At 61.2% G+C, this 12,626-nt stretch carries 12 protein-coding genes and 1 pseudogene; 9 read left to right on the top strand and 4 right to left on the bottom strand.

From position 1 onward, the window contains the following. Positions 1 to 8: 8 nt before the first annotated feature. From HMPREF3227_RS07540 to HMPREF3227_RS14010, 6 genes are all read left to right on the top strand, one after another. Positions 9 to 338, top strand: a complete 330-nt coding sequence (locus HMPREF3227_RS07540) for a hypothetical protein (RefSeq protein WP_066491778.1) — start codon at positions 9 to 11, stop codon at positions 336 to 338. Positions 339 to 340: 2 nt separating this feature from the next. Further along, positions 341 to 1,450 (top strand): galactose-1-phosphate uridylyltransferase, encoded by a 1,110-nt coding sequence (gene galT, locus HMPREF3227_RS07545; protein ID WP_066491780.1) that lies wholly within the window; start codon positions 341 to 343, stop codon positions 1,448 to 1,450. Beyond that, positions 1,437 to 2,642: a galactokinase gene (gene galK, locus HMPREF3227_RS07550; RefSeq protein ID WP_066491794.1), complete on the top strand. Its 1,206-nt coding sequence runs from the start codon at positions 1,437 to 1,439 to the stop codon at positions 2,640 to 2,642. The genes galT and galK overlap by 14 nt, the downstream gene beginning before the upstream one ends. Before the next feature lie 128 nt (positions 2,643 to 2,770). Beyond that, entirely contained in the window at positions 2,771 to 3,598 is an 828-nt protein-coding gene (locus tag HMPREF3227_RS07555; protein WP_066491800.1) for a YwiC-like family protein, read from the top strand. 62 nt (positions 3,599 to 3,660) lie between these two features. Then, on the top strand, positions 3,661 to 4,101 hold the full coding sequence (locus HMPREF3227_RS14005) for a transposase (protein ID WP_082723293.1): 441 nt from the start codon (positions 3,661 to 3,663) through the stop codon (positions 4,099 to 4,101). Further along, positions 3,998 to 4,624 carry a transposase gene (locus HMPREF3227_RS14010; RefSeq protein WP_353935767.1) on the top strand — a complete coding sequence of 209 codons (627 nt, stop codon included), beginning with the start codon at positions 3,998 to 4,000 and terminating at the stop codon, positions 4,622 to 4,624. The genes HMPREF3227_RS14005 and HMPREF3227_RS14010 overlap by 104 nt, the downstream gene beginning before the upstream one ends. Here the strand turns inward: HMPREF3227_RS14010 and HMPREF3227_RS07560 are convergent. From HMPREF3227_RS07560 to HMPREF3227_RS07570, 4 genes and pseudogenes are all read right to left on the bottom strand, one after another. Then, positions 4,551 to 5,429 carry a substrate-binding domain-containing protein gene (locus HMPREF3227_RS07560; RefSeq protein WP_070594058.1) on the bottom strand — a complete coding sequence of 293 codons (879 nt, stop codon included), beginning with the start codon at positions 5,427 to 5,429 and terminating at the stop codon, positions 4,551 to 4,553. The genes HMPREF3227_RS14010 and HMPREF3227_RS07560 overlap by 74 nt on opposite strands. Positions 5,430 to 5,454: 25 nt before the next feature. Further along, positions 5,455 to 5,592: pseudogene (locus tag HMPREF3227_RS13745) on the bottom strand (LacI family DNA-binding transcriptional regulator); the annotation flags it as partial. A 263-nt stretch (positions 5,593 to 5,855) separates the two neighbouring features. Further along, the gene (locus HMPREF3227_RS07565) at positions 5,856 to 7,238 is read right to left on the bottom strand and encodes a sugar porter family MFS transporter (protein ID WP_066491805.1); all 1,383 of its coding nucleotides are present in this window, start codon (positions 7,236 to 7,238) and stop codon (positions 5,856 to 5,858) included. Positions 7,239 to 7,395: 157 nt separating this feature from the next. Continuing rightward, positions 7,396 to 8,415, bottom strand: a complete 1,020-nt coding sequence (locus HMPREF3227_RS07570) for a LacI family DNA-binding transcriptional regulator (RefSeq protein ID WP_066511795.1) — start codon at positions 8,413 to 8,415, stop codon at positions 7,396 to 7,398. A 178-nt stretch (positions 8,416 to 8,593) separates the two neighbouring features. Here HMPREF3227_RS07570 and HMPREF3227_RS07575 point away from each other — a divergent pair, with 178 nt between their 5' ends. The 3 genes from HMPREF3227_RS07575 (at position 8,594) to araA (ending at position 12,550) form a co-directional block, all read left to right on the top strand. After that, entirely contained in the window at positions 8,594 to 10,243 is a 1,650-nt protein-coding gene (locus HMPREF3227_RS07575) for an FGGY-family carbohydrate kinase (RefSeq protein ID WP_197418404.1), read from the top strand. Between the two features lie 20 nt (positions 10,244 to 10,263). Continuing rightward, the gene (locus HMPREF3227_RS07580; protein ID WP_066491827.1) at positions 10,264 to 10,977 is read left to right on the top strand and encodes an L-ribulose-5-phosphate 4-epimerase; all 714 of its coding nucleotides are present in this window, start codon (positions 10,264 to 10,266) and stop codon (positions 10,975 to 10,977) included. Between the two features lie 64 nt (positions 10,978 to 11,041). Continuing rightward, positions 11,042 to 12,550, top strand: a complete 1,509-nt coding sequence (araA, locus tag HMPREF3227_RS07585) for an L-arabinose isomerase (protein WP_066491836.1) — start codon at positions 11,042 to 11,044, stop codon at positions 12,548 to 12,550. Positions 12,551 to 12,626 lie beyond the last annotated feature (76 nt).

Here is a 12,626-nt window from a genome sequence, read left to right on the forward strand (position 1 = left end):
CAATAACAATGGCTACTGCACAACCTGCACCGCGCTCGACCGGTACCGCCAGTCGGGCCACTCGCCAGAAGGCGGGTGCCTTTGACCTGCGCAACGTGATCGGCGCACTCATGGGCATCTATTCCATCATCCTGCTGCTGAGCTACTTCTTCCTGGATCCGGGCATCAATCCGGAGACCGGTGCCCTCAAAAACGCCACGGACAACCTCTGGATGGGCTTGGCGCTGCTGGCCGCATCCGTAATCTTCCTTGCGTGGGCGAAGCTTCGCCCGATCATCATTGAAACCCCCGTTAAGGCTACGTCCGCAGATACAGCTGCTGTTCGGGAGCAGAGGTAATTATGGTTGACATTCAACGCACGAAGCTCGCCGATGGCCGCGACCTCATCTATTTCGATGAGCAGCCGCACCCAGACCGCGTGCTCGAGGACCCGCGAGACCTTCCCCAGGTTCACCCGGCCTCTGAGATGCGCCGCGATCCGCTCACTGGGGAGTGGGTGGCCTACGCCGCCCACCGCATGAACCGCACGTTCATGCCGCCGGCGAACGAGAACCCGCTGGCGCCCTCCACATCCGGTAACCTGCCCACGGAGATCCCCTCGCCCAGTTACGACGTGGTGGTCTTCGAAAACCGCTTCCCGTCGTTCGCGCTCAACGTCGACGACGTCGCGGATAACGACGTGGACGGCATGGGACTTGTGCCGCGCTATCCCGCCAAGGCCCGGTGCGAGGTGGTGTGTTTTACCTCGGATCCCACCAAGAGTTTCCGGGATCTGCCGGTGAGCCGCATTCGCACCGTCATCGAGGTCTGGGCGCACCGCACCGCCGAGCTGTCCCAGATCCCAGAGGTCAAGCAGGTCTTTCCGTTCGAGAATCGCGGCGCTGAGATCGGCGTGACCCTCCAGCACCCGCACGGCCAGATCTATTCCTATCCCTTCTACTCCCCGCGCCTGGCCAACCTGGTCGCGCGCTCGAAGGAATACAAGGCTGAGCACAACGCGGACCTCTTCCAGACCATGCTCGACAAGGAGAGGGAGGCAGGCACGCGCGTCATCGCCACGACGGAGCACTTCACCGTCTTCGTTCCTGCGGCGGCCAAGTGGCCTTTGGAGGTCATGGTCATGCCCAATGTCCACGTGCCCAACTTCGCAGAGCTTTCCGAAGCCCAGCGCGACGACCTCGCCGTCGTCCTCAAGAAGCTCTACACCGCGGTGGATCAGTTCTTCGAGGGTGTGGAGAAGACCCCGTACATCGCGGGTTGGAACCAGGCGCCGACGGATGATTCGGACGCGGTGCGCATGCACCTGCAGCTCTTCTCACTCATGCGCTCCCCGAACCGCATGAAGTTCCTCGCCGGTTCCGAGTCCTCCCAGGCGGTGTGGATCAACGACACCACCCCGGAGCGGATCGCCGAAAAATTCAAGGAGTTGTGGAACGATGACCTCGTATAAGTGGATTGAAAGCCGCACCCCGGACGCCCTTGCTGCCGATGCCACCGCCCTGTTTAACGCCGAATTCGGCACCGCGCCCACCGGCGTGTGGGCCGCTCCGGGCCGCGTCAACGTCATCGGTGAGCACGTCGATTACGCCGGTGGCGTGTGTATCCCATTCGCCCTGCCGCTGCAGATTGCCGCGGCCGTCACCCCGCGCGAGGACACGAAGGTTGTTGCCGCCTCGCAGAAGACCGACGGCACCGTCGCACGTGCGGAGGTCGACCTTAAGGACATCCGCCCCGGCGGGGACATCGGCTGGCTGGGCTATGTTGCCGGCACCGTCTGGGCCGCGCACGAGTCCGGCGCACTGGAGAACCTCACCGGTTTGAACATCGCGCTTGTCTCCGACGTCCCGCTGGGCTCTGGGCTGTCGAGTTCTGCCGCGCTCGAGTGCTCCGTCGCCGTCGCGGCTTACGAGCTCGACCACGGGCAGGGCCCGGATGACGCTGCGCGCCACCAGCTGGCCGATGCCGCCATGCGCGCCGAAAATGACATCGTCGGCGCCTCCACGGGAGGGCTCGATCAGACCGCCAGCCTCTTTGGCGCGGAGGGCAAGGCGCTTGTCATCGACTTCGACAGCCACACCCACCGCTTGGTTAATTTCGACATCGCCGATCAGGATTTGGTGTTGCTCATTGCGGATACCAACGCTCCTCACGAGCTCAACGACGGCCAGTATGCCTCGCGTCGCGGCGTCATCGACGATGTCCAGAACGCCTTGGGCTCCCTGCGCCACCTGTCCGAGGAGCAGATCGCCGCGTGGGCGCATGAGAACGGTAAGGACGCAACGCTCTACGCCAAGCGCACCGGACACGTCCTCCACGAGACCGCGCGCACGCTCCAAGCTGCCGATGCCCTCGAAGCCGGGGACTTCGACACCTTCCGGCGTTTCATGGCCGATAGCCATGCGTCGCTGCGCGATGACCTCGAGGTCACCACGCCGGAGCTCGATTCCGCCGCGGAGGCCGCCGGCACCCTCGGCGCGCGCATGACAGGCGGAGGCTTCGGCGGCGCCGTCATCGCGCTCATCGCGAAGGCTCGCGTTGGCGACACCGTCGCTGCCATCGCAAGCGCCGCGGAGGAGAAGGGCTTTGCGGAGCCCACGTTCTACATCGCGACGCCGGGCGACGGCGCGCGGCGGCTCGTCTAGCTCCATCCGCGTCAAAGGCCGAGGAAAACTCGGCCTTTTTGCGTGCGTTTTCTGTATTCCGCCTCCTGCCACTCTTTGGTACGATTTAAATATCAATCGAAAGTTGTAGCAAGTGGGGGGTTGCCGGGGTGTCGCGAAAGCACGGAATCAGCCCGTGGTGCCCGAATCAGCACGGGGCGTGGGCGATGCTCGTCGCTCCCGCGGTGGCGGTGACGGTGCCGGCCATCGCGTTCTTTAGCGCACATGAGTCGACGTGGCGCGGGCCAGCCACGGTGCTTGTGGTGCTGCTGGCGTGGTTCTTTGGCTATTTCACGTTCTTCGCGCTGTGCCTCGTGGCCAAGGCCCGCACGCCAGCCCGCCGGCGCACTTACGCCCGCCCGCTCGCCGTCTATGGCCCCGTCGCCGGCGCGGCGATGGTGGGGGCGCTGCTTGCCCAGCCGCGACTGGTCGTGTGGGCGCTGTTCTTTGGCCCGCTCATGGCGGTCGCACTCTGGGAGACGTTTCACGGACGGCCGCGTTCGATGGCCAGCGGGATCTCGACGACCATCGCCTCGGCGCTGCTCGTCCCCGTACTTTGGATGGCCGCGCGGGAGGTCTCGCTCGCTGATATCAGCGGCCGGGCGTGGCTATGCTTCGCGTTTCTCGCGCTGTATTTCTCCGGCACGGTACCGCTGGTCAAATCGATGGTGCGCGAGCGCAAGACCCCGGGGTTTGTCCGGCTGTCCATCGGTTTCCATGCTGCAGCGCTCGGCATCTTTCTCTTAGTGGGCGCACTAGCCGGCATGCCGTGGTTCGCCATACTGATGGCGCTGCTGCTTGCCGTCGCGCTACTGCGAGCCTGGTGGATTCCGCACACCGCCGCGCGCGGGCGCGCGTGGACGGCGCGGAAAGTGGGGTTTGCGGAAGTCCCCCTCGTTATCGTGGCGGCACTGCTCGTCATCGCCACCTTGTGGTGAAAACGGCGCGGCAGTTATGCCGCGCCGTTGATCGGGGAAGGCTAGGGCGTGTCTCGTAATTTGTGATCGGTGAATGTAGAAGACTTTTCGGTATAAGCAGACCCGAGAGTTTTCGCGAGATTCCCGAGGCTACCTGGGAAATTATCGCTCCACTCCTCCCCTCTACCGCCGGAAAAGTCGACAGGTCATTTTCCGCTAATCGCACCATCATGGAAGCTATTGTCTACAGGTTCCGCGTCGGATGCCCATGGCGGGATCTTTCAGAACGTTTCGGGCCTTGGCAGGCGGTGTGGAAACGCCACACTCTCTACTCGCGTACGGGAGTCTATGATGCCATTTACCAACACGTCATGGCGCTCAAGGACGCTGAAGGCGACATCGACTGGGCGCTTAGTGTCGATGGCACGATGTCACGTGCACACCAGCACGCCACGAAGACACCCCGACCCGATCAGCACACAAGGGGCTCGTACACATTACAAGAATTCCTCGCCACTGAGTGATGAACCTGCAGTTCACGCTGTAGGCAGGACATGCAGAGGTCGTGCGAGGAAAACACATGCCGGCGTTGATGGCAACCGTCGCGCGATGGTCATCATCGTCACCGGTGGGCAACGCCACGACGGTGTGGTCTTGCCTTACGTCCTCGAAGAGCTGCGTGTTCCTTACCTGCCAGGCGTCGGTCGGCCGCGTGTGCGCCCTGACGTCGTGATTGCGGATCGAGCGTATTCGTCTGCCGCTCACCGGGACCTTTGCCGCCGACGGGGTATTAAGTTTGTTTCACCTGGGAGAAAAGGCCAGGTCAATAACCGCAGATGCAAAGGCGCCAAAGATGGGAGCCCTCCCAAGCGTGATGCGAATCGGTACAAAAATTGCAACGTCGTCGAGCGATTCTTCTCCCGTGCCAAGCAGTGGAGGGGCCTTGCTAACCGATGTGAAAACACGTCATCGACTATCGAGGCGGCATGGTCCTATCTGCCGTGTGTGACTGGCTTAAACCCAATGAAGAGACACGACCTAGCTTGACGTTGTCGCGCTCGGTCTGCGTTGGCGGATAGGCCCACGACAATCGAGAGAAAACGCGTGGGGCGCCGCAGCCCAACGGGAGGGGATTTGGTGTTGATTGCGGTGATGAGTGAGTGAGCTGCGAGCTGTCCCAGCGTCGCCACGTCCTGGTCGATGACGCTGAGCGGCGTGGGCTGGAAACGCAGAAGATGAAGTCGTCGAAACCGATGAGTGCGAGTTCTTCTCCGATTGTGATGCCAGCGTTGTGGCATGCCTCGAGTGCGCCAAAGCTCATCATGGAGTCGCCCGCGATGATGGCGGTGACACCGGATTCGAATAGCTCGATAGTTCCGACGTAGCCTTCCTTGTAACGGTATCCACCCTGGTAGATGACCTTTTCCAGGTCTTCGGTGTCCGCGGTAAACACGGCGAGGCGTTCGCGGCCGGTGGAGGTGTCCTGCGGGCCGGCGAGGTAGCCAACGCGCGTGTGCCCAAGCTCGCGCATGCCTGCTGCAGGGGAGGCAACGACAGCGGGCAGCTCGCCCAGCTGGTGGTCGAAAAGCAACAACGGGCGCTCGGTCGCGATCGACGTCAGCGTTGCGTCCGTTTCCTCCATAGGCACGACGATGATGCCGTCGACCTGCCGGTCCGCCAGCGCCAGCGCCGCATGCACCATCTTGTCTGCGTTCTCGGCTGATGAACTGATAATGGTGGCAAAACCGTGGTGCAGGGCTTCTTCCTCGAAGCCGGCAGCCATCTCGGCGAAGAACGGGTTGACGAGGTTGACAACGATTAGCCCGATGGCGTCGGTGCGGCTGCGGCGCAACGCACGCTTGCGTGTTGCGGCGGTACCCGAGCTCTTTTGCTGCCAGCACGACGTTCGCTCGCGTCGTCGCAGAAATGGACGTATTCCCAGCCAGAGTGCGCGAGGCAGTGGATACGGATACACCGGCGCGCTGCGCGACAGGATTGAGCGTTGCTCCCGCCATATCCCTGTCTCCCTTCGCCGGCCCGGGATAACCCACTTTGTGCAATCGATTACACAGGCTAGAAATGAAACGACTGGCAGCGATGGAAGGCTGTCAAGAGGGGCGTTCGATAAACGGTTGCTCGCCTCGTCCGCAGCCGAAAACTTGTGGGGTGAAGGTGAAAGATGGGGCGGGAGAGGCAAGACAGAGGCGCAAATAACTACACCGCCGTATCGGGTGATATGGCGGTGTAGTTAGTGAATGTTAGGCGATTGCCCGTGGGATTAGGCGCGAACGTTGTCGCGCTCAATGTCCTCGAGCTCGCGACCCTTGGTCTCTGGGACGCGGCTGCGGATGAACCAGACGCCGATGAGGCAGATGACGCCGAAGATTGCGAAGACGAGTTCCTGCGGCATATTGGCGGTCATGATGGGGAACAGGAGGCCCACGGCGAAGGAGCCGATCCAGTTGAATGACGATGCCAGGCCTGCGGCCCGACCACGAACGCGCAGCGGGAAGACCTCGCCGACGATGACCCAGGTCAGCGGTGCCCAGGTGAAGGAGTAGAAGGCGACGTAGATGGACAGGAAGACCACGATGAGCATCGGGTTGGCGTCGGTGACGGCATTGATGATCGACGGGAACAGGAAGGACAGGCCCATGACCGTGCCGCCTACCATCAACAGGGTGCGACGGTTGAAGCGCTCGGCGATGGCCATGAACACGAGCGAACCCAGAACGAGGATGATGCCTTGGACGATGGGCCAGATGAGTGCATTCGTTGCGTCGCTGCCGCTAGCCTGTCCAACAATGAGCGGGATGTAGTAGAAGATGGCGTTTGCGCCCTGGAACTGCTGGAATGCCGCAACGCCGACGCCGGCGATGACCAAGTAGCGGTACTTTCCGGTAAAGAGTTCGAGCGTCGAGGCCTGCTCTGCGTGGCTCTCGGATTCGAGGATCTCACGGATGCTCGCCATTTCTTCGTCGATCTCTTCCGGCTCGCGGATGTAGGTTAAGACGCGGCGCGCGCCCTCAATATCGCCCTTCTTGTGCAGGTAACGGGGCGACTCTGGGAGACGTAGCACTCCGAGGAACAGGATGATGGCGGGTAGTGCGGCGAGGGCCAGCATGGAGCGCCATGCCCATTGCTCGGGAAGATGCTGGAGGAACCACGCTGCGATATACGACAACAGCATGCCGGAGACGATCATCGTCTGGTTGAGGCCGGAGAGTCGGCCGCGCACGCTCGCTGGTGCCATCTCGGACATATACGCAGGGACCAAAGCCGATGCGGCACCGACCGCGAGGCCCAAGAAGATGCGCGTAAAACCGAGGAAAATCCAGCCACCGTGTGGAGCGACCGCGCAGGCGAGCGAGAATGCCATGAACAAGGCGGCGGCGTAGAGGATCATGCGGCGGCGTCCGAGTTTGTCGGAGAGCTGGCCAGCCAGCGCGCCGCCGAGGATGGCGCCGAGCATGAGCGAGGACGTAATCCAGCCGATGATTCCGGCTTGGCCGGTGAGGTTCCAGTCGTTCTGAAGGAACGGTAGGGCGCCGGTCATCACGCCGATGTCGTAGCCGAACAAAATTCCGCCGAAGGAACCGAAGAAGTAGATATATCCTCGAGAGATTCGGTCTTCAGCCAGGGATGAAGCAGTAGCAGCCATGAGAACTCCTAGATCCGAGTTAAGTGACTCGTCTCACTTTCAAAAGGCTCGGGAGTGCGAATCACATCTTTAATTTTGAACGTATCTGCCGGAACCAAAAATGTCAACGCTAACATTTGTGGGATTTGCATCATATGGCCCGTTTGCCTTGCGAAAATTAAAAACCCGTGGAGTCGCGCAGGATCAGTGTGGGGCGGAGCGGGGGTAGATCGGCGGGGGAGTTGCGGAGCTGTGAGACCAACGCCTGTACGGCACAGTGGCCCAGTTTGGAGAAGTCTTGGTGCACCGTTGTGAGGCTTGGGTCGAAATACTCGGCTCCCGGAATGTCGTCGAACCCGACGATGCAGACGTCCTCGGGGACGCGAATGCCGGTGTGTTTGAGCGCAGAAATGAACCCGTATGCGGAGACGTCATTCGCTGCAAACACTGCGGTGGCGCGCGTTTCGGCTGGCATCCGAGAGAATTCTACGCCGCGCGTGAAGCCGGTTTCCGCAGTCCAGTCGCCGTTGAAAATGTGCAGCTGAATGCCGTTTCGGTAGCAGCATGCGGTGGCGCCGTTGAAGCGTTGTTGGGCATCCACCCAGTCGGGCGGCCCAGTGAGGATAGCGATCCGGGTGTGTCCTTGTTTGATGAGGTGCGTGATTGCATCTTCCGCGCCTTGCGCCTGGTCGATACTGACCCGCAATTGTGTCGCGGTGGCGGATGTCTGCGGGCCGACGATAACCAGGGGGATATCAGGATCGAGTTCTTGGACGTGATTGAGGAGATCTTCGCGCGAAGCGATGACGGCCAAGGCATCGACGCCAAGGCCGAGCATCGAATCAAGCACCTCGTCGACTTCCTCAAGGTAAGGGGCGTTCACGGTCGCCACAAGGGTCTGGTATCCCTGCTGTCTAGCTGCCTTTTCGATGGAGGCGAGGGTAGAGAGCGGGCCGTTGAATTCCGTATCGGCGGCGATGACTCCGATGAGCCGCGACTCGGAGGTCACTAGCGCCCGTGCCGCTGCGTTGCGCCGGTATCCAAGCGTGTGAATAGCCTGCTCTACGCGCTGCCGTGTGGTGTCTTTTACGTTGGCGCTGCCATTGATGACGCGGGAAACGGTTTGGTGTGAAACCCCGGCGAGCTCAGCCACCTCTGCCATGCTCGGTCGGTGCTTGGGTTGTTCTTTGTTACGCATGACTATTCCTCAAAAGTTGCTGTGGCACCGCATCCTGGCGAAATGCTCAACTTCTCATCGTAAGCCATGTTGGATCGTGGGAGGAAACACATCATCGATTGTGAGTGAACCAATTGACAAGGGGGGTGGAGACGGTAAATATGGAGGTAGATGTTAACGCTAACGAATGGAGGGCAAAGTGACATTCACTCCTAAAAGTGGGGGTGGCCGCGCTACCGCGGCTCTGCCCGAGGCCGCCTCGCATATCGCGGCTGGCCACGTCACGCTCGGCATTGAGCTTGGTTCAACACGAATCAAAGCCTGTCTCATCGATCGCTACGGCGCCGTTCTCGCAACCGGCAGCTCGCAGTGGCAGGACCACCTTGTCAATGGTCACTGGAGCTACGCGCTCGATGCGGTCTGGAATGGCCTGCAAGAATCGGTCGCCCAGCTCAAGGCAACCGTCGAAACGGACTTCGGCACCAAACTCGAATCCTTTGAGAACTTCGGCGTCTCTGCCATGATGCATGGCTACTTGGCTTTCGACCAGAATGGTGAGCAACTCGCGGAGTTTCGAACTTGGCGCGATACCACCACCGCAGCGGCAGCCGACAAGCTCACCGAAGCTTTCGGAGTCAACGTGCCGATGCGCTGGTCGGCTTCCCACTACTTCCAAGCGGTGCTGGACAACGAACCTGAGGTCAACGACGTTAATTTCCTCACGACGCTGGCTGGCTACGTGCATTGGCAGCTGACTGGGGAGAAGGTCCTGGGAATCGGCGATGCCTCGGGCATGTTCCCGTGCGACGAAGGTACTCTCGACTACGACGCCACGTGCCTTGAGAAGCTCGATGCTTTGCTAGCGGACAACGGCGTAAATAGGCACTTTAAGTCCCTGCTTCCCTCCATCAAGGTCGCGGGCGATGATGCCGGTCGGATTACCGAAGAAGGCATTCGGCTGCTTGACCCCAAAGGCCATCTTAAGGCTGGGGCCATCTGCTGCGCACCGGAAGGCGACGCAGGTACCGGCATGGTAGCGACAAACGCGGTGCGTCCGAAGACCGGCAACGTAAGCGTGGGTACGTCGATCTTCGCCATGGTCGTCCAGGAAAATCGCTTGCAGAACCTGCACCGTGAAATCGACCCGGTGATGACTCCCAGCGGCGCGCCTGTTTCGATGGTGCACTGCAACAACGGCGCTGCAGAACTGTCCGAATGGATGGAGATGTTCAGCGAAGTCGCAGTGGCCTTCGGCCGTCAGAAGATTCACGATATTGATGACGTCTACAGCGCGATTTTCACCGAAGCCCTGCACGGCGATCCCGATGCCGGCGGAGTGCTGGTGTACAACTACCGCGCTGGCGAACCCGTGAGCGGTCTGGCCGACGGGCGCCCGATGCTCGTGCGCTCGTCCGAGTCCAAGCTATCGCTGTCGAACGTGGTCCGCGCCAACCTCTACAGTGTCTTCGCTACGTTGGCGCTTGGCATGCGCACGCTGGACGAAGAAAACGTTCACGTGGACTTCCTCCAAGCGCACGGCGGCGTGTTCCGCACCGCTGCAGTTGGCCAACGGTTCCTCGCAGCTGCGCTCAACACCCCGATCAAGGTCGCGGCTCAAGCTAGCGAAGGCGGGGCATGGGGCATCGCCCTGCTGGCGTTGTACGCCGGTACCGACACCGCGCAATCCCTGCCGGATTATCTCGACGCGACGGTCTTTGCTGATTCCGATGTTCCCGCGCGTGAACCTGCTGCTGATGATGCCGCGGGATTCCGTACCTACCTTGATCGCTTCGAGGCAGGACTCAAAATGCAGCACGTCGCCGCCGAAGTTGTTCCGGCGCAAAGCTAGATAGGAAAGGGTAAATACTCATGGAAAACCTAGGCTTGGCCCAGTACTCGCAGGAGATTCAGGACAAAGTCGCCCAGGCGCGTCAGCGTGTGTCAGACCTTCACGCGGAGTTGCCGCGATGGGGCCTGGTGGTCTGGACAGCCGGCAACGTCTCCGAGCGCGTCGTCGTCAACGAATCAGGCCCTAGCACCGATGATCTGTTTGTCATCAAGCCCTCGGGCGTGCGCTACGAAGAACTCACGCCGGAGGCGATGGTTGTGTGCGACATCAAGGGGCAGCTTATCGATGGCGACCGTTCACCGTCCTCCGACACTGCAGCGCATGCATACGTCTACGAACACATGCCTGAAGTTGGCGGCGTTGTTCACACCCACTCGAGCTACGCCACGGCGTGGGCGGCACGCGGTGAAGAGATCCCCTGCGTACTGACCATGATTGCTGATGAGTTCGGTGGCCCAGTGCCAGTAGGTCCGTTCGCGATTATCGGCGATGACTCCATCGGCCGCGGGATCGTGGAAACGTTGTCCAATTCTTCTTCTCCGGCGGTATTGATGAAGAACCATGGCCCGTTCACCATCGGCAAGACGGCGGAAGCGGCAGTGAAGGCTGCCGTCATGGTTGAGGAAGTCGCGAAGACGGTTCACCTGGCGCGCGAACTCGGCGAGCCTGTTCCTATCCCGCAGGAAGCAATCGACTCTCTTAACGATCGATACCAAAACGTCTACGGACAGTAATCCCACAAGTTTTCTCAACCCACACTTCACTTCGCACTGCGAAGCACCAGAAAGGAATTTCCTCATGAAGAACCCATTTGAAGGCAAGGTTATCTGGTTCCTGACGGGCAGCCAGGGCCTTTACGGGCCGGAGACCCTCGAGCAGGTCGCCGATCAGTCCAAGGAAATCGTCGCTGCACTCAACGACTCGGCTGACATTCCGGTCGACATCGAGTGGCGTCCGACCCTCACCGATGAGCAGTCGATCTTCCGCGCCATGGCGGATGCTTCGGCGGATGACTCGGTTATCGGTGTCATTACCTGGATGCACACGTTCTCCCCGGCACGCATGTGGATCCGCGGTCTCGATGCCCTCCACAAGCCGCTGCTGCACCTGCATACGCAGCACCATCTGGAGATCCCGTGGGACACCATTGACATGGACTTCATGAACCTCAACCAGGCCGCTCACGGCGACCGCGAGTTCGGCTACATCCTCACCCGCATGGGCGTTCCGCGTGTGAGCGTTGTTGGCCACGTCACCGACGAGCGCGTTCCGCAGCGCATTGGCGTGTGGATGCGTGCCGCCGCTGGCTGGAACGAAGCACAGAACATGCGCATGGTGCGCTTTGGTGACAATATGCGCAACGTCGCTGTCACTGAGGGCGACAAGACTGAGGCTGCCATCCGTTTCGGCGCGACCGTCAACACTTGGTCGGTCAACGAGCTCGTCGAGGCCGTCGACGCCATCTCGGAGGAGCGCGTCGATGCGCTCATCAAAGAATACCAGGACCTCTACGAGTTCGACCCAGTCCTGGATTTGGGTGGGGAGAAGCACCAATCCCTGCGTTATGCAGCGAAGCAGGAAGCAGCGCTGCGCGACTTCCTGGAGGCCGAGGGCGCTACGGCATTCACGGATACGTTTGAGAATCTCGGTGGCCTCAAGCAGCTACCAGGCTTCGCTGTCCAGCGTCTGATGGCCGACGGCTACGGCTTCGGTGCTGAGGGCGACTGGAAGACCGGCGTTCTCATCCGCATCGCCAAGGTCATGGGCTACGGCCTGCCGGGTGGTGCTTCCTTGATGGAGGACTACTCCTACAACATGGCTCCGGGGAACAAGAAGATTCTCGGCGCCCACATGTTGGAGATCTGCCCGTCCCTGACGGAGAAGAAGCCACGCCTGGAGATCCACCCGCTGGGCATCGGCGACCGCGAGGATCCGGTCCGCCTCGTCTTCGACACAGACCCGGGCGATGCCACCGTCGTTGCGCTGTCCGATCTGCGCGACCGTTTCCGCCTGACCGCGAATGTGGTCAAGGTTGTTGAGCCCGACAAGCCGCTGCCGAAGCTCCCCGTGGCACGCGCCGTCTGGGAGCCTGCTCCGGATCTGGTCACCTCGGCCACCTGCTGGCTGGCTTCCGGCGCTGCTCACCACACCGTGATGAGCACGGCTCTGCCGCTCGACGCATGGCGCGATTTCGCTCGCATCGCTCAGATGGAGCTGGCCGTCATCGATGAGGACACCACCGTCGAAGGCTTCGAAGAGGAGCTGCGCTGGAACAACGTGTACTACCGCGTTGCTCAGGGCTTCTAATCTGCGTCACTAACTCGGGCCGGCCAGGTCAAACGAACCCCGTTTGGCTTGGTAGGTTTGGGGTTTTGTGGGGGGT

It is taken from the genome of Corynebacterium sp. CMW7794 (assembly GCF_001563605.1).
Lineage (GTDB): Bacteria > Actinomycetota > Actinomycetes > Mycobacteriales > Mycobacteriaceae > Corynebacterium > Corynebacterium phoceense.

Coding starts and splice junctions, on each gene's coding strand:
- HMPREF3227_RS07565 (WP_066491805.1), bottom strand. CDS start 7,238: ATGGCTGCTACTGCTTCATCCCTGGCTGAAGACCGAATCTCTCGAGGA.
- HMPREF3227_RS07540 (WP_066491778.1), top strand. CDS start 9: ATGGCTACTGCACAACCTGCACCGCGCTCGACCGGTACCGCCAGTCGG.
- HMPREF3227_RS07580 (WP_066491827.1), top strand. CDS start 10,264: ATGGAAAACCTAGGCTTGGCCCAGTACTCGCAGGAGATTCAGGACAAA.
- galT (WP_066491780.1), top strand. CDS start 341: ATGGTTGACATTCAACGCACGAAGCTCGCCGATGGCCGCGACCTCATC.
- galK (WP_066491794.1), top strand. CDS start 1,437: ATGACCTCGTATAAGTGGATTGAAAGCCGCACCCCGGACGCCCTTGCT.
- HMPREF3227_RS07570 (WP_066511795.1), bottom strand. CDS start 8,415: ATGCGTAACAAAGAACAACCCAAGCACCGACCGAGCATGGCAGAGGTG.
- HMPREF3227_RS14010 (WP_353935767.1), top strand. CDS start 3,998: ATGGCACGATGTCACGTGCACACCAGCACGCCACGAAGACACCCCGAC.
- araA (WP_066491836.1), top strand. CDS start 11,042: ATGAAGAACCCATTTGAAGGCAAGGTTATCTGGTTCCTGACGGGCAGC.